Origin of the sequence: uncultured Brachyspira sp. (assembly GCF_944390595.1) — a bacterium.
Lineage (GTDB): Bacteria > Spirochaetota > Brachyspiria > Brachyspirales > Brachyspiraceae > Brachyspira.
On the sequence record NZ_CALXRN010000194.1, the window covers coordinates 1 to 26,081 of the forward strand.

21 protein-coding genes are annotated in these 26,081 nt (G+C 27.0%); 11 read left to right on the forward strand and 10 right to left on the reverse strand.

Annotated elements, in window-relative coordinates; genetic code table 11:
* Nucleotides 1-662 (reverse strand): tetratricopeptide repeat protein (locus tag Q0J90_RS11675; RefSeq protein ID WP_297278074.1); only part of this gene is annotated, 662 nt, incomplete at its 3' end.
* A gap of 163 nt (nucleotides 663-825) precedes the next feature.
* Entirely contained in the window at nucleotides 826-4,215 is a 3,390-nt protein-coding gene (locus tag Q0J90_RS11680; RefSeq protein WP_297278075.1) for a UvrD-helicase domain-containing protein, read from the reverse strand.
* Between the two features lie 115 nt (nucleotides 4,216-4,330).
* On the opposite strand from Q0J90_RS11680, the gene Q0J90_RS11685 reads away from it, so the two are divergent.
* Both Q0J90_RS11685 and Q0J90_RS11690 read left to right on the forward strand, forming a co-directional pair.
* On the forward strand, nucleotides 4,331-5,449 hold the full coding sequence (locus Q0J90_RS11685; RefSeq protein WP_297278076.1) for an AI-2E family transporter: 1,119 nt from the start codon (nucleotides 4,331-4,333) through the stop codon (nucleotides 5,447-5,449).
* Nucleotides 5,450-5,485: 36 nt separating this feature from the next.
* Complete coding sequence (locus Q0J90_RS11690) at nucleotides 5,486-6,478, forward strand: glycosyltransferase family 9 protein (RefSeq protein ID WP_297278077.1); 993 nt, start codon at nucleotides 5,486-5,488, stop codon at nucleotides 6,476-6,478.
* A 20-nt stretch (nucleotides 6,479-6,498) separates the two neighbouring features.
* Here the strand turns inward: Q0J90_RS11690 and Q0J90_RS11695 are convergent, their stop codons facing one another.
* Together Q0J90_RS11695 and yedE are read right to left on the reverse strand one after the other, a co-directional pair.
* The gene (locus tag Q0J90_RS11695) at nucleotides 6,499-6,732 is read right to left on the reverse strand and encodes a sulfurtransferase TusA family protein (protein WP_028329918.1); all 234 of its coding nucleotides are present in this window, start codon (nucleotides 6,730-6,732) and stop codon (nucleotides 6,499-6,501) included.
* 282 nt (nucleotides 6,733-7,014) lie between these two features.
* Entirely contained in the window at nucleotides 7,015-8,151 is a 1,137-nt protein-coding gene (yedE, locus tag Q0J90_RS11700) for a YedE family putative selenium transporter (protein ID WP_335823586.1), read from the reverse strand.
* 68 nt (nucleotides 8,152-8,219) lie between these two features.
* Between yedE and Q0J90_RS11705 the strand changes: the two genes are divergently transcribed.
* From Q0J90_RS11705 to Q0J90_RS11730, 6 genes are all read left to right on the forward strand, one after another.
* Complete coding sequence (locus tag Q0J90_RS11705) at nucleotides 8,220-9,470, forward strand: hypothetical protein (RefSeq protein ID WP_297278078.1); 1,251 nt, start codon at nucleotides 8,220-8,222, stop codon at nucleotides 9,468-9,470.
* A 20-nt stretch (nucleotides 9,471-9,490) separates the two neighbouring features.
* Nucleotides 9,491-10,237, forward strand: a complete 747-nt coding sequence (locus Q0J90_RS11710) for a leucine-rich repeat protein (RefSeq protein ID WP_297278079.1) — start codon at nucleotides 9,491-9,493, stop codon at nucleotides 10,235-10,237.
* A 228-nt stretch (nucleotides 10,238-10,465) separates the two neighbouring features.
* Complete coding sequence (locus Q0J90_RS11715; RefSeq protein WP_297278080.1) at nucleotides 10,466-11,170, forward strand: DUF2262 domain-containing protein; 705 nt, start codon at nucleotides 10,466-10,468, stop codon at nucleotides 11,168-11,170.
* A gap of 195 nt (nucleotides 11,171-11,365) precedes the next feature.
* Nucleotides 11,366-11,716: an aspartate 1-decarboxylase gene (locus Q0J90_RS11720; protein WP_297278081.1), complete on the forward strand. Its 351-nt coding sequence runs from the start codon at nucleotides 11,366-11,368 to the stop codon at nucleotides 11,714-11,716.
* 28 nt (nucleotides 11,717-11,744) lie between these two features.
* On the forward strand, nucleotides 11,745-16,058 hold the full coding sequence (locus Q0J90_RS11725; RefSeq protein ID WP_297278082.1) for an acyl-CoA dehydratase activase-related protein: 4,314 nt from the start codon (nucleotides 11,745-11,747) through the stop codon (nucleotides 16,056-16,058).
* Nucleotides 16,059-16,252: 194 nt separating this feature from the next.
* On the forward strand, nucleotides 16,253-16,495 hold the full coding sequence (locus Q0J90_RS11730) for a PepSY-like domain-containing protein (RefSeq protein WP_297278083.1): 243 nt from the start codon (nucleotides 16,253-16,255) through the stop codon (nucleotides 16,493-16,495).
* Between the two features lie 50 nt (nucleotides 16,496-16,545).
* Here the strand turns inward: Q0J90_RS11730 and Q0J90_RS11735 are convergent, their stop codons facing one another.
* The 3 genes from Q0J90_RS11735 to Q0J90_RS11745 all read right to left on the reverse strand — a co-directional run bounded on the left by Q0J90_RS11735 (nucleotide 16,546) and on the right by Q0J90_RS11745 (nucleotide 19,665).
* Entirely contained in the window at nucleotides 16,546-17,745 is a 1,200-nt protein-coding gene (locus tag Q0J90_RS11735) for a DUF4384 domain-containing protein (protein ID WP_297278084.1), read from the reverse strand.
* Between the two features lie 8 nt (nucleotides 17,746-17,753).
* The gene (locus tag Q0J90_RS11740; protein WP_297278085.1) at nucleotides 17,754-18,707 is read right to left on the reverse strand and encodes a ParB/RepB/Spo0J family partition protein; all 954 of its coding nucleotides are present in this window, start codon (nucleotides 18,705-18,707) and stop codon (nucleotides 17,754-17,756) included.
* A gap of 193 nt (nucleotides 18,708-18,900) precedes the next feature.
* Nucleotides 18,901-19,665 carry an AAA family ATPase gene (locus Q0J90_RS11745; protein WP_297278086.1) on the reverse strand — a complete coding sequence of 255 codons (765 nt, stop codon included), beginning with the start codon at nucleotides 19,663-19,665 and terminating at the stop codon, nucleotides 18,901-18,903.
* A 278-nt stretch (nucleotides 19,666-19,943) separates the two neighbouring features.
* On the opposite strand from Q0J90_RS11745, the gene Q0J90_RS11750 reads away from it, so the two are divergent.
* Together Q0J90_RS11750 and Q0J90_RS11755 are read left to right on the forward strand one after the other, a co-directional pair.
* On the forward strand, nucleotides 19,944-20,327 hold the full coding sequence (locus Q0J90_RS11750; protein WP_297278087.1) for a hypothetical protein: 384 nt from the start codon (nucleotides 19,944-19,946) through the stop codon (nucleotides 20,325-20,327).
* A gap of 143 nt (nucleotides 20,328-20,470) precedes the next feature.
* Entirely contained in the window at nucleotides 20,471-20,791 is a 321-nt protein-coding gene (locus tag Q0J90_RS11755; RefSeq protein ID WP_297278088.1) for a DUF1232 domain-containing protein, read from the forward strand.
* A gap of 242 nt (nucleotides 20,792-21,033) precedes the next feature.
* Here Q0J90_RS11755 and Q0J90_RS11760 read toward each other — a convergent pair whose 3' ends face one another.
* Genes Q0J90_RS11760 through Q0J90_RS11770 form a run of 3 tightly spaced genes read right to left on the reverse strand, consistent with a single transcriptional unit; the run spans nucleotide 21,034 to nucleotide 25,218 of the window.
* Nucleotides 21,034-22,332, reverse strand: a complete 1,299-nt coding sequence (locus Q0J90_RS11760; RefSeq protein ID WP_297278089.1) for a glutamate-5-semialdehyde dehydrogenase — start codon at nucleotides 22,330-22,332, stop codon at nucleotides 21,034-21,036.
* Between the two features lie 13 nt (nucleotides 22,333-22,345).
* The gene (locus Q0J90_RS11765) at nucleotides 22,346-23,218 is read right to left on the reverse strand and encodes a 50S ribosomal protein L11 methyltransferase (protein WP_297278090.1); all 873 of its coding nucleotides are present in this window, start codon (nucleotides 23,216-23,218) and stop codon (nucleotides 22,346-22,348) included.
* 11 nt (nucleotides 23,219-23,229) lie between these two features.
* Entirely contained in the window at nucleotides 23,230-25,218 is a 1,989-nt protein-coding gene (locus tag Q0J90_RS11770) for a DUF4954 family protein (RefSeq protein ID WP_297278091.1), read from the reverse strand.
* A gap of 304 nt (nucleotides 25,219-25,522) precedes the next feature.
* Between Q0J90_RS11770 and Q0J90_RS11775 the strand changes: the two genes are divergently transcribed.
* On the forward strand, nucleotides 25,523-25,918 hold the full coding sequence (locus Q0J90_RS11775) for a helix-turn-helix transcriptional regulator (protein ID WP_297278092.1): 396 nt from the start codon (nucleotides 25,523-25,525) through the stop codon (nucleotides 25,916-25,918).
* The last annotated feature ends 163 nt before the right edge of the window (nucleotides 25,919-26,081 follow it).

The window sequence follows — 26,081 nt, forward strand, 5'->3', positions numbered from 1 at the left end:
ATAGAAGTTTCTGTAGCAAGATTTGATATTTTTCTATATGCTGCTACAGCTTCATTATAGTTTTCTCTGCTGTATTGTATTCTAGCTAATATAAATAAATAGTCTATGTTGTCAGGACTCATTTCTACAGCTTTGCTTATATTTTCAAATGCTTCTTCATATTTATCCTGCTGTATGCCCTTTAAGGATGCTAATGCCGCATAATAATTTGCATTATTTGGATCTTTGCCAATAGCAAAATTTATATTTGTTTCAGCTCTACTTATAAACTCTGTCTTTTTTTCCGGAGTATCCGCACTGTCGGCTAAATTAGCATAAGATATACCTAAACCATATCTTAAATACGGACTGTTTGGAAGTATTTTTAATGCTTCTGTAAAATATTTTGCAGAGTAGGCGTATTGCTGTTTAGCTAAACTTCTTTCTCCCAATACTCTATAAACTGATGCTAGTCTATCCTGGGCATATATTTTTTGATTAATAATATCATTATATATTGAAGTTATTTCAAGCAAAGCCTGATCATCATCTTCATTTTTGCCTTTTTCATATAAATTATAGGCTCTATTTAAATTAAACCTATTGCTGAAAATTTGCATATTGCATGATATTAAAGATAAAAAACAAATAGTTAATACTACATATTTACAAATTATTCTCATTTTATATATTCCTTACTTTATTATAATATATACATATTACAAAAAAAGTAAAGGAAATTATTAATATATATAGTATATAATTAATAAAAATATAATGTTTAATATAAATATATAGTGTTTTTTTATTTTAATTATCATGTATTTTCTATATGCAAGAATATTTTTATTTTAAGAATATAAGTCCTGTACTAATTTTATTTTCATTTTCTATATTAAATACATTTTGCACCATAGATTTATAAGTATCCAATTGAGGCTTATAATAATCTTCTTTTTCCTTACTATACTTTGAGGTTTTATAATCTAATACAAAATATTCATTAGTATTAATATTCTTTGTAATTAGGTCTATGTTTCCGGTTATTGTTTTATCTTCATCATAATGCTGGAAAGTATGTTCCCTAGATACTATTATTTCATCTCCATTTATTATATTTATTATATGCTGATTTTCAAATAATTTACTGAATGCTGTATTTAAATTTTTTGTCAGCTGCTTTTCATTATAATGATTATAGCTTTTAATCACATCCATTTTTATTTTATCTAAATATATTTCTTTTTCTTTTTTGTATTTTTCAAAATCAAAATGTTCTAATACTTTATGTATTATAGTACCCATATCTTTATATGATATATATGAAACATCTTCATCATAGTTTGCTTCATTATTAATATCATTCTCTAATTCTGATATTTTTTCATCAAGAATTGCTGAAATATCATTGAAATTCCTTTCATAATGATTTATTAGAGAAGGATTAATATTCAATCTTGTTTTTATTTCCTTTTCTTTTATATTTTTTTTATTATTTTTTATATTTTCTATTTTCTTTTTTATTTCTTCTATATTTATTTTATTATTATTTATTTCTTCATTAGGTTTTATTGCCAATCCGTAAGTATAAATATTCATAAATTTATTATTTATATCTTTAACTTCTATTATTTCATTAATATCTTCACTTAGATTTTCTGATTTATAATCATTAATTTCATTACAGTAATTGTTTATATATGTTCTGTAGCTATTGTTTTTTGATACTCTGGAGCACTCTCCTGATAATATTAGATTATTAGATGCTCTTGTTAAAGCCACATACAAAAGTCTCTTTTTTTCTGATGAGTTGCTTTGTTTATTATATTCACTGTCTAATGCACAAAAATCAAAAGTTTTATAATTATTTTTTCCATATATAGGAAGTTTTATTAATGGAGCATCTTCTATAAAATCAAAATCATTTGTTATTGGATTTCTGGAATGACCTATTCCTGCAACAAATACATTGCCAAATTCTAATCCTTTAGATTTGTGTATAGTCATTATTTTTACAGCTTCTACAGATAGTTTAGGTATAGATGAATAAGGCATATCATTGCTTATATTTTGAATAGATAAAACAAAATCGTATATGCTGTGGCCTGTTTGATTTTCAAATTCATTTGCTATATTTTTTAATTTTTCTATATTAGCATAAGCAAGTTCTGCATCTTCTTTTGTCATTAAATAATTATAATAATTTGTTTCAGTGCATATAGTTTCAATTGCTTCTGCCGTATTCATAGTAATTATTTTATTTTCTATTGTATTTAATAGATTTTTGGCTTTTTCTAATTGTTTGTAATAGCTTTTTGATTTTGCTATTTCAAGTATTTTATCATAATTATTTTTGTTTATTGTATGTACAGGAAAATAATCGTTTATATCCAAATTATTAATAAGTAATGTGAATAAAAAATCTGATAAATTGCTTATATCTATATCAAAGAAATCGCTTCTTAATAATATAGTTAATTTAGCATGGTCTCTAAGTATTAAATATTCCAAGAACGTTTTTATTAAGATTATTTCTTCTCTCTCATAAAATCCGTTTCCGCCGTCTATATAATATGGTATTTTCAAATCTGATAATGCTTTTAAATATACATTTAATCTTTTCGTTGCTTGAAAAAGTATCACTACATTTTTATAATCATTACTTAAGTATTTTTTTATGTATTTTGCTATGCAGTATGCTTCTAATTCTGTTTTATATTCTATGCTGTTTATTAATTGAGAATTTTCATCCTGAACATTATTATTTAATACCAATATAGATACAGACTTATCATTCGTTTTCTTATTGTATACTAGATTATCTTCATCTATGTATTTAATTTTATCATCTTTAAACACTATTTCCTGAAAGAACTCATTAAAGAATTCTATTAACATAGAGCTGCTTCTGTAATTATCTTTTAAATACCTTACATTTTCTTCAAACATTTCCTGAGTTTTTGTAAAAGCATTTAAATTTGCATTTCTAAATCTGTATATAGACTGCTTCCTGTCTCCTACTATCATTATTTTTTTATTTGTTTTATCTCCAATTTTTATTTCTCTTTTTCCGAATGCTATTAAATTCATAAATGCAAACTGAAGCGAGCTTGTGTCTTGTGCTTCATCTAATATTAATGTGCTTATATTTTCTCTAATTTCTTTTGAAATATTATCATTTTCTAATGCTTCTATAGCTTTATGCATTATATCTTCATAAGAGTAGGCACCTATAATTTTTTTAACATATTCAAACCTATTGAAAGTATCTTTTATGAAATTGATAACAGTTATATAATTTTCTTCATTATATAATATGTTAACATAATTAATCATAGTTATGCAAAGCGGCTGCAATGCTGAAAGAACTGCCCTGAAATCATCATGTTTTGTATTACCCAATTTTGCCTGAGATGCTTCATATAGAGCATTTGTTATATATTCATAGTCTTCTATATGTAATGCTTTTACATTTTCTTTATCTTTTATTAAATCTATTTTTTCTATTAAAAGCGACAATTTATTCTGACAGTCATTTATATATTTTCCTGTTTTTGATTTATCGTCAATTAAATCTATGCTATGATTATATATATCATTGTATAGTTTATCATATCCTTTTTTATCTATATTTATTATTTCTAATGCTTTTTTTTCAAAGTTTTCAATATTTTCCAATCTGGGTTTTATTTTTATTAAAAATTTTAATATTTTATCTGCAAATTGATTCTTTGATTCTTCTGTGTATATTCTGTATAGCTTTCTTATTTTTTCTGTATATGAAACATCTTTTAAAACATTAAGTATTTCATCTTTTAAACGATTATTGAATTCAGAACTGTCTTCAAGTATCGCTATATTAGGAGGCATAGAAAGTCCCATAGAATGTTCAAGAACTATTGAATGAGCAAATGAGTTTATAGTAGATATTTTAGCACTCGTTAATATATCTCTATAAATATTCTGCCAATATTTTTTGTCATTTTCTGATTTAGCTTCTTTTATTTCATTTCTTATTTTTAGCCTTATTCTTATAAGCATTTCATTTGCAGCAGCTTTTGTGAAAGTTATTACAACTATGTTTGATACTTTTTCTTTTTTTCTTAATAATTCTAAATATAGTTCTGTTATAGTGCTGGTTTTACCAGTACCGGCTGAAGCATTTACAAAACATACTCCATTGTTAAAAAAACAATATAATATTTCTCTTTGTTTTTGATTTAAAGAAAATTTCATTTTTATATAATAACATGAAAAAATAATAATTCAAATTTAAAATGCTTGAAAAATATTATATATATATTATGATAAAAAACTCTGATAATATTTAGTATTTTTTAATGGAAATTTTATGAGTAAAAATAATATTGCCTACATTTTCTTTATAGCCTTTATATTTTTAGCCATATTTATAATGTATCAATTATTAAAACCATTTGGAATGATTATATTCTTTGCGGTGGTTTTTTATGTAGTATTGAATCCGTTATTTATAAAAGCTATGGGTAAAAGCTACAAGCAGAATAATAAATTAGCTATTATAAAAAGAAATACTTTGGCATTATTGTTTTCATTGATATCTTTGATTATATTTTTAGTTCCTACAAGTATTTTAGTATATACTATAATAGTTCAGCTTATAGATATTTCCAATATAGGTATAAAATATTTTATGAATCTTGATGTTAATGAGATTATAAATAATCCAGCTATTAATAATATTCTTAAATCTTTGCCTATAAATGTTTCTATGGAGACAATATTAAAGAGAATACAGGACTCTTCTCTTTCAAATTTGACTTTCCTCAGTTCATACCTTACTCAGAATGTGGCAGGACTACTTAAAAGTACAGGCGGATTTGTAAGTTCATTTATATTTATGATGTTTTCTTTATTTTTCTTTTTTATAGATGGGGATTATTTAATAGATCAGGTTAGAACTTTACTGCCTATAGAGAGAAAGTATCTTGATAGGCTTATTAAACAAGTATCAGAAGGTATTAAGGGTATAGTATTTGGTAATTTATTCACAGGAATATTTCAAGGTTTTTGTGCTTTTATAGTATATACTGTGTTTGGTGTAGCTAATTCATTTACATTTGCATTTTTAACTATAATAGCCTCTTTTATGCCTATAATAGGTACTACTATTATATGGATTCCTTTGGGAATATTATTTATTATAAATGGAGAGTTGGTAAGGGCTATAATATTTATAGTATGTGCTTGGTTCTTTATTACAATACCGGATAATTTTGTACGTCCTCTTCTTCTTGGCAACAGAATAGAACTTCATCCTTTATTTATATTCTTTTCTATACTTGGAGGTGTTTTATTCTTCGGACTTTCCGGAATTTTACTTGGTCCTTTAACTTTTATACTATTCTTTGAAATAATGAAAATATACAATGAAGAAAGATTGCTTGAAGCTAAGAAAGAGAGATTTGTAAAGAGAAGAAGGCTTCAGTAAGTTATTAAAGTATATTTTTTAATAGAGTTTTATATAATGACAAAAATATTAATTATAGGAATGAATTATATTGGAGATACAATATTTATAACTCCGCTTATAAGAGCAGTAAAAAAACATTATAAAGATTGTGTTATAGATGTATTAAATGGAGCTAGAGGAATAGATATATTAAAAGAAAATCCATATATAAATAATATAATAGTACGTGATGATAAAGTTATAGAATATATAAAAGCTCAAAATTATGATATAGGCTTTACGGCAACAACCGCATTTTATGGTGCTTCCATTTTATATAAGGCAAAAATACCTGTAAGGGCTGGAGTAAATAGCGAATGCAGAGGTTTTTTACTCACCAAAAAAACTTCTTGGAAAAAGCATAGCAGACATATAGTTGATACAATACTTTCTATACTAAAACCTATGGGGATAGAAGATGACGGAATCAATACTGAAATATTTTTAAACGAAGATGAAAATAATTTTGGAATTAATAAAATGAAAGATTATAAAAATGCTTTGCTTGTACATGGAGGAGCTACAAGAATAAGCAAAAGATATAGTTCGGATAATTTTTCAAAATTAATAGAGATGTTTTACAAAGAGTATAAAGTGCCTGTAATATTAATAGGTTCAAAAGATGATTTAGATTTTTCTAATGAAATGAAAAAAAGATTGGGCAGCATTATAGCTGATGATTTTACTGCTAAATTGAACATTAGAGAACTTATATCTGTGATTAAGCATTCTTATGCACTTATAGGAGGAGACAGTGCCCCTCTTCATATAGCTAATGCATGCAATATATATTCTATAGGTATATTTGGTGATACTTTGCCTTTAATTTATGGGGCTAGGGGAGATAAAGCTTTTAATATAGAAGCAAGAAAAAAATATTGTACAGCATTAAAAAGTTTTCATTGCGAGTATATGAAACGCGGATGCAAAACTATAGATTGTTTGAAGAAACTTATGCCTGAAGAGATTTTACCAAGTATTTTGAATATTTATAAAAATGTTCAATAATTATTTTGATATTAATTATACTATTTAATTTTTTTCAAAGTTACGAGTATATCTTCATTTTCTATATGTTCAAAACTCCCTTCATATCCGTATTTTTCACATCCTCTAATTACACTTTCACAGCTTGAATGTCCGCTTACTAAAACTTCTATTATAGTATTTAATTCTGTATTATTAATAGCGGCACATTTAGCTTGAAAAGATGCTTGAGAACATGACATTCCTCTAGTATCTACTTTTATAGTTTCTGACATAGTAAAATTTCCTTATTTTAATTTTTATTAATGGTAAAAGATACCATATTTAATAAATACACCTTACTGTAATTTTATAAGAAAGTCTTAACTATTATAATAAGCATTAGATTATATATCTAAATATTTTTATTATAACCTCTGCCGCTACTCTATATTACCATAACTGTATTAGTTCTAATAATACAGCGTAACGGCAGAGTTCATTATATAACTTCCAAAAATTTTACACGGTATATTTCTTTTTATATAATGACAACACCCGGCTGCACAAGAAATATATCAGTTGGCAGTATTTTCCTTCATTGTAAAACCAATGATAATGCAAAATACTAAGCCTAATATAACAGCTCCCATTCCATATACCGTAGGACCAGCAGTTGAACTTGCTAAATTAAAGTTATGAGCAAATCCGGCACCAACTAGCATTCCTATAACGAAAATGAAACTGTCCATATTACCTTCCGAAGATTGTATCACTTGTCTGCCAGGACAGCCAGCACCTAAAGTAAAAGCCAATCCTGTAAGAATCATTGATACAGTGTTCCATAAAATATTTGTATGGGCTATTGGTTGATTTTCCATAGATAAATTGAATCTGCTTGTTGCTATATTAACTATAAAAGCAGCAACTATAAATGCAATTACTCCTTTAGTCATATGGAAATCTTTCATAAATATTCCATCTCTAAGTCCTCCTACAGTACAAAATCTTGATTTTTGAGCTATAAATCCTATTACTATAGAAGCTATTAATGCTATAGCTATAGGGGCTCTCATACTTCCAGGACCTGATTCAGAGAAGAATATAGGACCGCCTTCAGAAAATTTTGTTTGCTGCAATAACAATATTAAAAGAATTATTGATATAGCAAGCGGTAAAAATCCCACAAGCTTATTTTTATAAGCTTTAGGCTGACCCAATGAGAAATTCTTTTTCCAAAAGAAAACACCAATTCCTCCGCCTATGATAATGCCTATTAAACCAAATATTCCGTTAATATCTCCTCCTGCTACTCTAAGCAAAGTTCTCCAAGGACATCCCAAGAAAACTAAAGCTCCAATCATAGCAAAGAAGCCTAAACAGAATCTTATAATAGGCGAACTTCCTCCCTTAGGAACAAATTCCTTAGAGAGCATTGCTGAAGCTGTGGCACCAATAACAAGACCTATTAATTCCGGCCTTATATATTGTACAGCAGCTGCTCTATGTAATCCAAGTCCTCCTGCTAAATCACGGGTGAAACATGCTATACATATACCCATATTAGCAGGATTGCCCATTACAGAGAGCCAAGCAGCTATAGCACCTATAACAGCACCTGCTATTATAACTCCTATAGAGCTTGTGAAAATGTCTTTTTTCATTTTCAACTCCTTAATATATTTGTCCGTAATTCTATAATAAAAGAGGTTAATTATCAATAATTTTATATTGACTTTGATAAATATTTTTTTTATATTTAAAAGTGTTAAGAGTTGATAATATGTTAAAACGTTTTGTTTGTATAATACTATTTTATGTAATTGGTATCAATACAATTTATTCCCAAACTGCAGATTTATATGATTTTTTCAATAGTTATTTTACGTCTAAGGGATTAAATAATTCTGATGCCATAAATTTTGTATTTCAAAATTCATATCTTCCATCATTTTTTGACGGGGCTAAAAATTATATAAACAATATAAATCCTAATGATTGGACTAAAGTTTTAAATGATCCTTCTTTAATTTCATTGTATACAGAAAATGAAGATGTAGTACTTATGATGGCCGGTGCTGAATATTTGTATGATACATATATGTTTAATTTGGGTGTTTCATCTCTTGTAATGGATAAACTAAAAAGAAAGGCATTTTTTAATGCAGCTTCAGGAGATAATTACGGTTTGGTTATACCTCTGCATTTTCCATTAGGTACAGTAGGAGTAGGAACTTGTGTAAATATGAGTTATGATACTTTTACAAAAAATATAAAGGATAATAATAATTTTGTTAATATAGTAAATGCTATAGATAGAGTAGCACTCCCTTATGTACAATTATTTGCCTCTATTAATGCTTGGACAGCCCCTATATCTATTGGATTAAGATTTTCTTTTTTGCCAGGATACAGCGATTTATTCAGCCCTTTTATCAAAGATACTTATGTTGAGGCTTTAGGAGTTCATGGAGGTTTAGATATAAAATTTTATATCTATAGAAATAAATATATATTTTTGGACGCTAGAACTGATTTTAATTTTGATTATGGAACATTGAATTTATCATATAAAAATTCGGCCTCTTATCAAGAATATGATGCTGATCATTCAATAAATACTGGAGCTTTTATTGCTTCTGATGCATCCCTAAGAAATAAATGGACAAGTTTTGCAGTTACACCGAAAATTGTATTTGGGTTTAAGCCTAAAGATAGAGTTCCATATATTGATTATCTTGCTGTTTACGGATTTGTTGGCGTAGATTTTGTGTATTCTTCTTTAGATGTCGGCGGACAATTTTCTGTTAATACTATAAAATCTTCTTTTCCCAATAGTGCAGAACATGATTTTTATATGGATATTCCTTCATTTGGTCTCAAAGACTCATACTTTTATTATGATATAAGATTCGGACTTACAATAGATATATTTTATCAATCTATATCTGTTGAATATGCCTTATATTCAAAAAGTTTTTCATTTAATTTTGTACCATTCATTTATAGGTTTGGAGAAGAACCTAAAACTTAATTGTTAGGAGATGTTAATTTATGAAAATGTTATTTGTTTTTTTATTTTTATTAATAATGGTTATTATATTTTCTTGTAATAATACTTTTCTTAAACCAGCAGAAGAGTTTGGAAATTTTGATTATACTAAATATTATATATATTTGGATTATACACCTGAGGGAGGGTCTCAATTTAATTGTCAGGATATACTTTATTCTATAGGAAAAAGCAGTAATAAAGATATGCTTTGTATAAGAGGGGTAGTAAATCCTAATTCATTAAGAAGTGTAGCCAGTTGTTTAGAGAATAATAAACTTTTAGTGTATTTAGATTTAAGGTATGCATCATATTTTGAAAAAGTAAGTAATAAGACTTGGTATGATTATTTTAGAAATAAAACAAATCTGAAGGCTATTTATTTTCCATATGATGTTGCAGAAATATCTTTTAATGTTTTTCAAAATTGTTCAAATTTAGAGACTATAATTATACCAGCCGGTTTAGTTACAATGCGTCCAAATATGTTTGCTAATTGTAATAATTTAAAAACAGTTTTGTATTATGGAACTAAAATCAGTTTTAAAGGAGGGGATACTCCTGGTACATCATGGACAGGCATACCTTCTGAACAAATGACTTTGTATTTAGCTAATGTAGATAGAGAGAGTGCATCTGGAAATATGAATCCTAATGTTAGTTATGGTTCTTGGCCTAAATGGGCCGGTTATAAATGGAAAGAAGTCAAATTTAATGGTGAGTTTGATGAAAAAAGTATTATACGTTAATTTTAGTTATATTTTTTATTTGTTATAAGTGTTTTTATATAGTATAAATTTATTGATAATTATTGATATTTGATTTAAAATATTATTTATTTTATTAATGGATTTAGATATGTTTTTTTACAAAAAGAAAGCGAATTTTTAGATGAATATAAGGATGTTGCTTTTATAATAGGATCGCCTGAATTTTTAGGTGCTAAAAGTGAGAATGATAATAAAATTAATGTACTAATGATATGCATTGCTTATAAAGATATTGAAACTGGCTATATAGAAAAAAATAAAAAAATAGTTGTAAGAATGAAAATAGATGAGAAGGATTTAGATTATTATAAGTCTGTAATTAAAAGAGAATCTGTTGTTAAATTTAAAGTTAGGTATGAGAAAGAACAGAGTGAAGAAATAGTTGAATTTTTACTTTCTGATATTATAGAAAATGATTATAAAGATGAAGATTTGACTCCAATGCTTAATGAATATTTAAAACCTATAATATATACAGATGAAATAGTTGGAGATTTTTTATATAATAGAGCAGTAGGTTCCTTTGATAAAGATTTTCAATGGGTTTCTGGCAATAAAATACTTATGGCTTTTGATGATTCTTCTGAATATAATAAAAATAAAGCAGTTAATTTTTTTAGAAATATATATTTGAATAAAGAAGAATGGGATGTAAAGATTAAAGATTATGCTGCTAGGAAAATTATTAAGCAGGGAAATGATGCTTCTGCAAAAAGAGGTGAAAGTCCTATAGATGAGGAATCATTTATTAAAGAGTTTATGAATAAAATAGAGCTTATAGAAATCATAGTTCATGAAGTGCATGATTATGTGAATTATAAATTAGGTAATAAAAAAGTTTTTCCAATGGATGTTATTGTAGAGGGAGATTTAAATGGTAATTTTAATAGTGCTTTTATAGGCAGATTTTAAATTTTGTAGTTTTTCGTATATTAAAAAGCATATATTATGTATTGTATGTTTTATAATACATAATATATATATAGTTAATAATAACTATTATCAATAAATATTTTAAATTGTAATATTGACATTTTTTGTTAGATAAGTAAAATATTTGTAAAAATAGTATATAAAAATAATTTAGCTTTATGGATTTTATACTTTATGATGAGAGAAATCATAAAATCCAAAATACACAGATTAACAGTTACAAGAACTGATTTGAATTTTAAAGACTCTGTAACAATAGATGAGGCTTTAATGGATAAATCAGATATAATGGAAGGAGAAAGAGTATCAATTATTAATTTAAGTAATAATGATAGATTTGAAACTGTTGCTATAAAAGGTATACGTGATACGGGTATTATTGGTATCAATGGGGATAATGTTCATCATGCAAAGAAAGATGATACTATAATAATACTTTCTTACGGATATATACCTGAAGAAAATATAAAAAATCATAAAACTAAAATAATATTTGTTAATATGAATAATATGATGATTCAATAAATTTGATTTATTTATGAAGGAGATATATATGAAAAAAATATTCAAAGCTGGTATTGATATAGGTTCAACTACCGCAAAAATGGTTGTATATGATAATAATGATAATATGATATTTAAAACTTATGTTAGGCATAATGCTGATATAAAAGACACATTGCTGTCCATATTAGAAAATCTTCAGACTATGCATGGAGATTTGCAGCTTTCACTTGCTATTACAGGTACAGCTGGTATGGGAGTTTGTGAAAAAACAGGCATTAGTTTTGTACAGGAAGTTATTGCTTCTTCAACTGCTATTAGAAAGATTTATCCTTATGGAAGAACATTAATTGATATAGGCGGAGAAGATGCAAAAATTATAGTTTTTGATGATAATTTCAAAGCTGATATAAGAATGAATGGAAACTGTGCTGGAGGAACAGGAGCTTTTATAGATCAAATGGCTACGCTTCTTAATGTTCATCCTTCAGAGCTTTCAACATTGTCTGAAAAGTCTGCTTCTATTTATCCAATGGCAAGCAGATGCGGTGTATTTGCAAAAACAGATGTACAAACTCTTATAAGCCGCGATATACCTAAAGCTGATATTGCTAAAAGTATATTCCAAGCAGTTGCCGTTCAAACAGTTAATACTTTGGCAAAAGGTTTTGAGATTAAGCCTAAAATATTATTTACAGGCGGTCCTTTAACATTCCTTCCGGAATTAAGAAAAACATTTTTAACTTTGCTTGATGCTACAGAAGATGACATGTATACAGTTGATCATCCTGAATTAACTGCCGCTATAGGAGCAGCTTTTGGTGAAAAAGAAGATAAAACTATAATAACAGTTTCAAAATTTACTAAATTAGTACAAAATATATCTGCTGAAGTAAAAATTACAAATTCAAAAACTAGAGAAGCATTATTTAATAGTCAGGAAGAGTATGAGAATTGGAAAGAAGAACATTCTAAAGATAAAGTAAAATCTGCTGATGTATCAACAGTAAATGGAAAAAATACATTCTTAGGTATAGACTCCGGTTCTACTACAACAAAAATCGTTATTATAGATGAAAACGGACAAGTAGTATTAAGACATTATAGAAATAATAATGGAAATCCTGTAGGTGCTGTTACAGATGGTCTTACGGAGATAAAGAAAGAATTAGATGAAAAGAATATTAAAATAAATATAGCTAGAACTGCTGTTACAGGATATGGAGAAGATTTAATAAAAGCAGCATTCAATATGGATGAGGGTATAGTTGAAACTATGGCTCATTACAGAGGTGCTAAGGCTTTTGATAAAGATGTAAGCTTCATACTTGATATAGGCGGACAGGATATGAAGGCTATATTTATTAAAGACGGTATTATAGAAAATATTGAAATTAATGAAGCCTGCTCTTCAGGATGCGGTTCATTTATAGAAACATTTGCACGCGGAATGGGTTATAAAGTTGCTGATTTTGCTAATATAGCATGCGAATCTGCCAGCCCTTGCGATTTAGGAAGCCGCTGTACCGTATTTATGAATAGTAAAGTAAAACAGTCCTTAAGAGAAGGTTCTTCAGTTGCTGATATTTCTGCAGGACTTGCTAAAAGTGTTACATTAAACTGTTTCACTAAAGTATTAAAAATTACAGACACTTCTATATTAGGAGAACATATAGTTGTTCAAGGCGGTACTTTCAAAAATTCTGCTGTTCTTCGTTCTGTAGAAAAGTTTTTAGATAAAAAAGTTATTCGCCCTGATATATCAGAGCTTATGGGAGCTTACGGATGTGCATTATTGGCTTTGGATACTTTTAATTCTAAAAAAGAAGATACTGCTTTTATAGGTTTGGATAATTTACAGGAAGCTAATGATTATGAAAGAAAACAGCTTACTTGTAAAGGCTGTGAAAACCTTTGTACTGTTACAAGATTAAAATTCAAAGATAATAAATCATTCTATACAGGTAATAAATGTGAAAGAATATTTACTAATAAAGGAAATAAAGAAAGAAATTATGGTATGGATATTACACAGAAAAAACTTTCTTTATTATTCGACAGACCTTTAGCACCTGCTTCAGATGAAATAAAAGGTACTATTGGTATACCTCGCGTACTTAATATGTATCAAAACTTCCCATTCTGGGCTACTATACTTGTAGAATGCGGATATAGAGTGCAATTATCTTCACCTTCAAGCATGGCTATAGCTGAGAAAGGTTCTGGTACTGTTATGAGCGATAATATATGTTTCCCTGCTAAAATTGCTAACGGACATATATATGATTTAATAGAATCTAAAGTAGACAGAATATTCTATCCTTCTGTTGTATTAGAAAAATCAGAAGATGACGGAAGCGTTAATAGTTATAACTGTCCTGTAGTAACAGGCTATCCTGATGTAATAGACAGTTCTATAAGTCCTTTAAGTAAATACGGCATACCTTTTGATGCTCCGACTATTTCTTTCTTAAATGAAGAATTGTTATATAAAGGATGTAAAGCTTATTTTGTAAAAGTTCTTGGAATAGATAAAAAAGATTTTAATAGAGCTTTTAAGATGGCTTTACAGGAACAAATTAGAATAAAAGAAGAGTTAAGAGCTGAGGGTAGAAAAATAATTGAGCATGCTAAAGAAACTCAGACTCCTACTATACTTATAGTAAGCAGACCTTATCATATTGACCCATTAATCAATCATAAGATACCGGAAACTATTGCTTCATTCGGTATTAATGTTATTACAGAGGATGGACTTGATATAGATGAATCTCTTGCTGATGTTCAGGTATTAACTCAGTGGTCTTATCCTAATAAAATGTTTAAAGCTGCTTTATGGGCTTGTAAACAAAAAGATATGAAGCTTGAAGTAGTTCAGATTAATAGTTTCGGATGCGGTCCTGATGCTACTACTTCAGATGAAATAAAATCTATACTTAATGCCTATGGAAAAACACCTACTTTGGTAAAAGTAGATGAAATTTCAAGTCCTGGAAGTATTAGATTAAGAATACGTTCTATGATAGAAAGTATGAAAATGAAAGGTGATTTTAAACCAAGTGAAGAATCTAATAGAACTATTATTAAAAGATATGAGAAAAATGAGAGACGTGCAATACTTGTACCTAAATTTGGTCAATTCTATGATCCTATGATTTTAACATTATTAGAAAGAAGCGGATATGATACTATTGCTCTTCCTGAACCAGATGTTGAATCTGTAGAATTGGGTTTAAGATATGCAAACCAAGATATATGTTATCCTGCTACTATTGTAATAGGAGATATTATAAGAGCTGTTCAAAGCGGAAAATACGATCCTAAAAATATAGCTGCTGGTATTACTCAAACAGGCGGACAATGCAGAGCAAGTAATTATGCTTCTCTTATAAAAAGAGGTTTAATCAATGCAGGATATCCTGATGTTCCGGTAGTAACTGTAGGGCTTACAATGATAAATGATCAGCCTGGATTCAAGCTTTCTAAAATTGATATGATGAAAGAAGGTATTGTAGCTATGCCTTATGCTGATGCTATATCTACAATGTATTATTATTGTGCCGCTAGAGAAGTTAAAAAAGGAGAGTCTTTAGCTCTTGCTAATAAATATATAGCATTACATCCTAGGGATTTCTCTCTTAAAGCAACTGATAAATTATTGAAACAAGCTGTTGCTGAGTTTAATGCTATTGAAACTAATGATAATTTAATGCTTCCTAAAGCAGGATTAGTTGGTGAGATATATGTAAAATATAACAAATTCGCTAATGGAGATGTTTGCGATTGGCTTATGTCTAAAGGTGTTGAGGTAATAGTTCCTCCTGTATTTGACTTCTTTGTACAGAAGGTTATAAGCGAGCAGGTTAATAAAGAAACTAATGCCAGAGATGTATCATTCTTAGGATATTATGGCTCCAAATTATCAGAAAAAGTAGTTGATGTTAGAATTGATTCTGTAAATCAAATAATGTCTAAGTTTAAGGGTTTCAGACCAGCACATCATATAAGACAAATAGCTGAAAATGCTGCTAAAGTTACTGCTATGACTAATCAATTTGGTGAAGCTTGGCTTTTACCTGGTGAAATAGCTACTTTTGCTGAAGAGGGCATAAATAATGTACTTTGCTTGCAGCCTTTCGGTTGTATTGCTAACCATATTATAGCTAGAGGAATAGAAACAAGACTTAAAACTAGATATCCTGAATTAAATCTTTTATATTTGGATATGGATGCGGGTGCTAGTGAAGTTAATACTGTTAACCGTTTAGAGTTCTTTGTACGTTCTGCTAAAGATAGTATGAATACTATAATGGTTCCAGAAGAAAAAGATATTATGGAGTCTGTTGCTTCTTATAATAAATAATTTTACTTTAATAAAAAGAATTTACAAAGGTTTACAAATAATATATGTTATTTGTAAACCTTTTTTACTATATTGTAATTTTTTTTAAAAAAATAAGAATATTTTTTACTTTTTGTGTAAAATAAATTGACAATAATTGAAAAATGTATTATTATATAACTATAAGATAATTTGATATTTTGAAGGAGGTATTTATGAAAAAACTATTTTGTTTAATATTTGCTTTTTCTATAATTGGAAGTTCAAGCCTTTTTGCAGATTGGATTGTTCCTATCAATCAAGTTCCTAGAAGGGTTATAAATGCAGCAAAAAGATATTATCCTAGAGCTAGAATTTGGAAAGTTGAAATGGATGATGGTTTATATAAAGTTAAGCTTAGCAATGGTTTGGAATTAGAAATAACTAGAGGCGGAAGAGTAATTGATATTGATGACTAGAAAATTAAATAAGTAAATAAGACTTATAAATATAATTTTATAAGTCTTTTTTAATCTTCTTCTAATTCTGAAATAGTTTGTAAATATATTTTAGATATCTGCCAGTTGTTATTATTCATAAATTTTAATGTGGATTTTAATTTTGCTGTGAACTCGGCTACTTTGCTTTTATCGCATATTTTAAATCCGTCGCCTTTAAAGTATAAACCTGTAATCCATGGAAGTTCTTTTTTACTATAAACTGCATAGAAAGCATCCTCTCCAAAAGGAGGTCTTATTCTTATTCTGAATATAGAGTTTTCAGGTGGGATTATATAGTTTTTCTTTCCCTCGGTTTCATTTTGATATTTATTATCTATAAAGTTATTAAAATCATTAGGATGCATTAATATAACATTTCCGTCATTTTGAAAAGCAAATATATATACATATCCGTCCATATTGCATCTAAAGTTTAGAGTAAATGATTCTCCTTCTATTATTTCTCCTCTATCATATATTGCATTTGTTTTGTTTTCTAACGTTGTTCGTTCTGCTCTTAAAGTCAAATTAATACCATTTATTTGATGTTCTATTTTTTTAAATAATAGATTAGAAAAATAAAATTCTAAATATAAGCATATTTCCTGCATAGCAAGTAAAGCTTCAGATGATGTTCTTTTGTCATATTCTTTTAATGTTTCTCCTGTTTCTATATCTATAACTTGAAAATTATATTTGATATCATAAAGTTCTTCATCTTTTTTTTCTTCACCTGCTTTATCCATATCCTCCGTTTTTTTACCTATTCCGTATTCTATTAAATCTCCTAAATCTTTCGCTTCATTTGTAAGTATAATATCATTACTTAATATTGTATTGGTCATATTATAATTACTCATAATATCATTTATTTCATTAGATTTTATTGTCAAATTATCTATTTTATTTTGATTATTATTTGTATTTTTCAATACTTTTTCACTTTTCATTATTATTGCTATTCTTACATTTAGATTGGATGCCACAGTTAATCCCTGTTCTAAATTTAATTCATTAGTTCCGAATAGTTTTTTCTTTTGTCTGTCTACAGATATAGAAGCTTTTTGTTTTAAATATACAAATCTGTTTATAGCTTTTACTAATTCTTTTCTTAAAGGCTCATTTGCCCTTAAACTATGATCTAAATCTATAGTAGCTATAGGCATTCTTTCTCTTGAATATAGAGTTAAAGATAGAAATAATATTACTGCTAAAATTTTGAATTTCAAAATTACTCCTAATATTCAAGTGTAGGGCTTGTACTGTTTTCTTTTTCATGTATTTTTTCAAGCATATCCATAATTCTTGATAAATCATCCGCACTGTAATATTCTATTACTATTTTACCTTCTTTTCCATTTTTATCCAAAACATTTACTTTTGTGGAGAATATCTTTTCTAAATCATTTTCTAATTGCTTTATATTAGGATCTTTTTTATTTTCTTTTTTTGCTTTATTGTCAGATTTTTCATTATTTTCATTATCTGCAGTATTGTTATTTTCTTTTTTATCCTTTACTATTTTTTCACATTCTCTAACAGAATAACCATTTTCTATTATTTCTTTTGCAAATGCTTCTCTTTCATTTTCATCGGATAAAGATAATATAGCTCTGGCATGGCCTTCTGTAATCTTTGATTCTAATATTAAATTTTGTATATTTTCGCTTAATTCCAATATACGCATTGAATTTGATATTGTGCTTCTGCTTTTTCCAACTCTATTAGCTAATTCTTCCTGTTTAATATTCAAATCATATATTAATTTTTTATAGCTTCTTGCAACTTCTATTGCATTTAAATCTGCTCTTTGTATATTTTCTACTAGGGTAAGCTCAAGCATTTTTGAATCTGCTATATTTTGAAGCACTAATGCCGGTACTTTATCTCTATTTAAAAATTTAAAAGCTCTGAATCTTCTCTCGCCGGATATTATTTGATATTTACCGTCTTTTTCTCTTAAAGTTATAGGGTTTATAAGTCCGTTTTCTTTGATAGATTCTGCAAGACCTTGTATTTCTTCTTCATTAAATACTTTTCTAGGCTGGTCAGGGTTTACATCTATAAGCGAAACATCTATTTCTAATACTCCGTTTTTTTCAGCCTCTTCAACAGCTCTCTTTATTTCTTTGTCTCCAGATTTTATTAATGCATTCATACCTTGTCCGCCAAGACCGCCTTTTCTGCTCATAAAAATCCTTTTATATATTAAAATTCATTATTTAACTATTAATTATATTATTTATTCATAACTTTTTCAAATTTAAAAAACTCTTTAGTACCGCTATCTATGCCTTCAAATTTATTATATTTATTTTTCAATACAAAAATATATTTTTTATATCTTTTAAAATAATAATATCCTTATATTGAAAAAACATACTTTATTTAGACTTTTCAATAAACTCTTTAGAAAATTCTCTGTAGCTTCTTGCTCCTATACAGTCTTTATCATAATCACTTATAGCCCTGCCGTAAGAAGGAGCTTCGCTTAAGCGTACATTTCTAGGTATCATAGTCTTATATGTTTTATCTTTAAAGAAATTTACAACCTCGCGTACAACATCAGCACTTAATTTTGTTCTTGAATCATACATTGTAAGCAGTACGCCTTCTATTTTTAATTCTTTATTTAAGTTCTCTTTAACAAGTGCTATTGTATTATTAAGTTCAGCTACTCCATCTAATGCATAGAACTCGCATTGTATAGGTATAAGCACGGAATCAGCGGCAGTTAATGCATTAAGTGTTAATATACCTAAAGTAGGAGGACAGTCTATAATAATATATTCATAATTATCTTTTACAGCATCTATAGCCTTTTTTAGTTTGTATTCTCTAGCTATTTCATTAACTAATTCTATTTGAGCACCAACCAAATCCGAATCTGCCGGTATTAGAAATAGATTTTCCTGATATGTAGGCATTATAACTTCATTTGCTTCTGCTTGACCTATTAATAAATCATATACACTTTTTTTCATTTTATCTCTAGTAACACCTACACCTAAACAAGCATTAGCCTGCGGGTCAATATCTATTAGTAATGTTTTTTTGCTCATTGATGCTATTGTAGCACTTAAATTAACAGCTGTAGTAGTTTTTCCTACACCGCCTTTTTGATTAACTATAGCTATAACTTTAGACATAAATATATCCTCAAACTAAAAAAATATAGTGAAATTATATTATTATATCAAAATCATGTATTTTATCAAGTTTTTTATTTTGTAAATTTACTATATAAGTAATATTTATATTTATTGTAAAAATTATATAATTATTTTGTAATATATTTTTACATGTTGACAAAAAATATTAAAAATATATTATAGCTATGTGAGGTATATGATTTATTATATAATAATAATCAAATAATATTGTTATTTGTATTTATTATAACAATATTATTAAATTAGGAGGTTTTATGATTAAAAACAAAAGTATTATGAAAATTGTATTATTATTGATAATATCTTTGGTTTTGACAAGCTGTTCATCTATGTTTGAACCTAACAGAACATTTACGCCATATGATTTAGTAGGTGCTTGGAGAAACAGATACGATCGTCTTGAGCTGTTTGTTATTACTAAAGACGGGATAATTACTTTCTATAATGCTGATGGTTCATCAAGCAGCGTTCCTATTAGTAATTGGAATAGAATTAAATATGTAGAAGATACTTGGCATGAGTTTGTTCTATATAGTATACCAATTCTAGGAAATGTTAGATTTGTATTTATGAGTGATAGTGAATGTGAAGTATTTTATGGTAATAATGGTGTAACATCTTATTACGAAAAACTATAATTTCATACTATAAAAGATTAGGTGCATACTATTAGCTTAAAAAGTTATTAGTATGTACTTTTTCATATCTAGAATAATATATATATAATTAAGTTAGAATATGTATTATAATAAAATTTTATATGATACAAAAAGGATTTTTAATGAGTGAATATAATGATAAATATAACAAGCCTGCACAGTCTGGCATAGTTCCTTGGATACCTCTAATATTGTCAGTCATATACACAGTTTCACCTGTAGATTTAGTACCTGATGTGCTGCCTGTTCTTGGTTGGTTTGAGGATGCTTTATTTCTTTTAGTTGGCGGTCTTAATGGAGTACAAAATGGTGTTGTTGATGCTAATAGCTCTATAAGAAAAATAATAAAATATATTAAATGGGGACTTTTTATAATAGGTGGAATAGGAATTTTAATAATAGTTCTTTTGGCTGTTTTAGTTTTCAAGGTTGCTGCAAATTAAAAACTATTTTTTATTAATATAGTTATTTGAAAATTGTATTAATAAATATTTAAAATAGTATTTATTTGTTATATCTATGTTAATTAAATTTTGTATGATATTTTATTATTACTAAGTATTGTATTAATAAAAAGCTGACAACCTAATTTTTTAGTTATCAGCTTTATTGTTTGTATTATTTTATATTATATTATTAATAAAAATTGTTCGCTTTAAACAGTCTGACAAGTCGCTTACAATTTTTATTTTATCCTTTTATGTTTAAAACTTGCCTTATGAGTAACATAATCATTAACTATTTGATAGTTACCGAAAATTTTATATTTGTATATTGTTAAGCCTTCCAAACCTACAGGACCTCTTGCATGAGTTTTGTTTGTTGATATTCCTACTTCAGCACCGAAACCGTATCTGAATCCGTCTGAAAATCTTGTTGAAGCATTGCAGTATACATTAGCAGAATCAACGAATATCATAAACTTTTCTATATTGTCTTTATTTTCTGATATTATAGAGTCTGTATGATGAGAACCGTATTTGTTTATATGATTGTATGCTTCTTCTGTGTCTGATACTATTTTTAAAGATACTTCTTTGTCGCCGTATTCAAAATGCCATTCTTTCACTTCGCCTATGTCTGATGAAGTTAATATTTTTTTTACTTCAGAGTCAGCGTTCATTTTTATTTCATTTTCTTTGAATAAATTATAAAGTTTTGGCAAGTATTCTGAAGCTATGTTTTTGTTTATAAGTATAGTTTCAACAGCATTGCAGGCACTTGGATACTGAGCCTTTGAATCTAAACATATTTTTAATGCTTTTTCCTGATTTGCAGATTCATCTATATATAAATGACATATACCGTCAGCATGTCCTAATACTGGTATATTTGTATTTGATTTGATGTATTGTACTAAACTGTTTCCGCCTCTTGGTATTATTAAATCAATATATTTATCCATTGATAATAATTCTTTTATATCCTCTCTAGTGAATACTAAATTAACAGAGTTCTTTGGAAATTCTTTTATACTATTTAGAGTTTCTTCTATTATAGTAAATATTGCTTTATTAGTATTTTCTCCTTCGCTTCCGCCTTTAAGTATAACTGCATTAGATGATTTTATACATAAAGAAGATATTTGAGATATTACATCAGGACGAGCCTCAAATATTACAGCGATAAGTCCAATAGGGCAGGATATTTTTTTTAATAATAAATTGTCATCAAGCTCTGTTTCTAATAATACTTTATTAATAGGGTCTTCAAGTTTTATAACATCTCTAATTCCTGAAACAACATCTATTAATTTATTTTCATCTAGTTTTAATCTGTTAAACATAGATTTTGAAATTTTATTTTCATCGAGAAGTTTTTGAGCGTATTCTAAATCCTTTTTATTTGCTTCAAATATTTTATCTTTATTTTCTTCAATTTTTTTTGCTATTTCAAGAAGAGCATTATTTTTTACATCTGTATTTAAAGATTGTAATTTATATGTAGCTTCTTTGGCATTTTTAACTAAATCTATTAATTGCATATATATACCTCCATTATTCAATATTAAGCATTAAAGATACCCAATCATTTTTTCTCTTTCTTAAAATAATGTTAAGCTTGTTTTCTCTTATAGCATTATTCATGGAAGATTCTTTTTCTAATAATATACCGGATAATATTAATGTGGAATCAGGTTTTAAAAGCTCCTTTAATTCTGGAAGTATTTCTACTAATACATCAGTTTCTATATTAGCAATAACCAAATCAAACTTAAAATTCATATTGATTAAATCTTTAGTATTTCCAAGAATTACATTATCCAATTTAATATTATTATAAGAAGCATTATCTAAAGTACAATTAACAGCATCATTATCTATATCTATAGAAGTAATATTTCTTGCTCCTAGTTTATAAGCAAATAATGATAATATTCCGCTTCCGCACCCTATATCAGCTATACTTTTTGAAGCTATATCATTATTTTCACTATATTCATTTATCATTTCAAGTGCTAATGATGTGGTTTCATGAGTACCTGTTCCGAATGCATATTGTTTCGCTATATAAAGAGTACTATCATTTAATTTGTCGGAGTCATTTTTTAAATTAGGAACTATAGTTATATTGCCTATACCAAATGGTTTTAAAAATTCCATATATGAAGTTAAATATTCATCTGATTCTAATTCTTTTATTTCATAATTGTATTTTACGATATCATTAATATTTTTTTCTATAATAGCTAGATTGTTTTTTAATATATCATTGTTTTCATTATATATATTTACAATAGCTATATTTTCATCATTGATTGGAAATTCTATATTGAATCCAAGTATATTTAATTCTCCGCTTTCTATGGTTGCTTCTATTATATCTTCAAAACCTCTTTCTAATATTATAGACAATGAATGAATCAGCATAACAGCTCCTATTATAGTATACTCATAATATTATTTATATTATTAATTTTTTCTTCTATATCATTTTTATATTTTACAACAAAAGAATTATCTTTTACTGTTCCTCTTATGGCCTCAAAATCTCTTTCCATTATGGCTTTATCGTCAACTCCGCAGCTTACCATCTTAGATAAATCATATTCTTTTTTTACATCTCTATAGAATATCTTGTATGCTTCTTTTAAAAGGAGTATATGTTCTTTTAAAAGTTTAATAATTATTTCTTTATCTATATTTTCTATACTATATCTTCTTCTTATAGTGTTCATAACCCAAGATTTTTCATCTGATTGATAAGAATTATATAAATTTTCAAATGATTTTATTAATAATTCTAAAGAATTTATTTTGTTATTTTCTATATCTTTTATAACAGCATCTATTCTGTCTTTAGAACATATAAGTCCTCCTATATCAACCCATTTTTCAAATACTTTATCATCCCTGTATTCTAAATTTTTTATTATTTCATCTATATTTCTTGAGTCTTTAATATATGAAAGTATTTTATCATGCAAATATAAATCAATTGCTACAGAATATCTTTGAGAATATTTATCTAAAGAAGATTTTTTTATTATCATATTTTTATATAATATATAATCTCCTTCTTTATTTACATTCTCTATTTCTGTTCTTATTTCTTTTAATATACTTTCAGAATTAATCATTTTAGAAACAGTATATGGACTAAATACATCAAATATAATTAAATCTTTTTTGTCTCCAACTCTTCTGTCTCTATCTTTCCATTTGTTTTCATCTCGGCAAAGTCCTACACCGAATAAATTTAATCCAGGTATTAGTCTTGTTTGATGATAACCATGTTCAGTTATATATGAGAAAGGAAAATCAGAAGTATCAACATTATCATAATGAGCCCCTATAACTGTAGAGAATGCTCCTATATGAGAAGGCCATAAAATATATGAATTGCTGCCTGTCTTACATCCTCTTTCCATAAAACCATGATGATAAGGTCCTAATTTGTACATGTGATTACTTTGATTGGTTCCGCTTCCTGCATTAAAGAAAGAAAAATGACTTGCTATTAAAAGTGTTGCTTTGTGATGAGTAACAGTATAAGGTCCTGCAAATATAGAGAACATCTCTCCATGCTCTCCCTCGCAGTTAGCAAATAGAAGAGAATCTTCGCATGAGAATTGTCTTCCAAGTTTTACACCTTCTCCTATGAATGCCTTTTTTATTACGGTACTATCAACTATATGTGCACCTTTTAATACTATAGAATCTTTTAATATAACAGATGTTCCAATATATGAAGGACATTCTTTTGTACTTATAACTGTTGTATTATTAATTTCATCCGTATTTTCTATAGTAGTATAAGGGTCTATATGCGAATTTTTGATAAGTCTTGCATTAATTATTTTGGCATGTTCTTTTATTTTTCCAAATCTTCTAGTTTTTTTTGCTGTATAATCATCTATCATGGCGTTTATTCTAGCACGCATTAAAAATCTGTGTCTATACATTGCCACCATATAAGCTATATGAGAATTAAGCCTATTAAATATTTTTACGCTTCTTCCGTCTCCTTCCATTATAGGTGAAGTTTCTACTCCGTTTCCAAAACTGCTTTTTCCTTCCATATATATAGAACCGGCATTTTCTATTATTACTCCGTTTTCTATTTTATAATTAGCAATGAATCTTCCTACATTATTGATATAAACATTTCCATTAATAAATACATCTATTAATGTTGCTCTATTGATAGAGGCAGGAACTTGTACTTTGTTGTGATATTTTACCATTCCATTAAGTGCATTTATTTTTACTTTACCATGAAATTGTACATCTTTTATTCTAGTTAAATCTACATTTTTTATAAATATTTTATCCCAAGATTGAGATGAACATCCTTGAGACTTTAGGAATTCTATTTCCTCATTTGTTAAATTTCTAAACTCTTTATCATCTTTAGTGAAACTATACATAACTAAAAAACTTTCCTTTTATTTAAAATTTTATTTAGCATTATGTTAACTATCGTAAAATTATGATATTTTTATCAAAATTTTTAAATTCGTTAAAAAATGAAAAATATTACAGATTATATACTGAAATGAAATAATTTTCTATAAAAAATTATTTATTCTGCTTACTTATTAAAATATATTATTGAACTTATTACAGCTTGATTTTTAAAATAACAATAAAATTTTTAAAAAAAATTATTGACTTAATTATTATATAAGTATATTATTATATTATAATATACTTATATAAAGTTGGTAAAATATGAAAAATAAATTTCAAAATATTGATGAAAAAGAATTTGTAAATAAAGACTTAGATAATGACTGCGAAGTTAACATAACTGACAGCAGTATATCATCATTTATACCTAAACTTCCAAATGATGAAGAATTTTCTCTTTTAGCAGATTTCTTTTCTGTATTTTCTGATCCTACAAGATTAAAAATAATATCTGCTTTAAGTGAAAAAGAACTATGTGTGCATGAATTATCATCTCTTCTTGATATGAAGCAGCCTTCTGTATCTCAGCATTTAAAGATGCTTTGGCAGGCTAGAGTAGTAAAGAAAAGAAAGGTTGGACTTCATGTATTTTATAGGTTGGATGATGAGCATATAGAAAAAATTTATAGTTGGGGGTATGAACATGTTAAAGAATAAAGAAAGACTATTGTTTTTATTAGAAATTTTTTTAGGACTTATAGTATTAGTATTATTATACAGTTTGCATAAAAGCATACATGGTATTATAGAGTATATTATTTTCTTTATACCATATTTAATTTTAGGAAGAGAAGTATTTAAAAATGCTGCTTTAGATTTT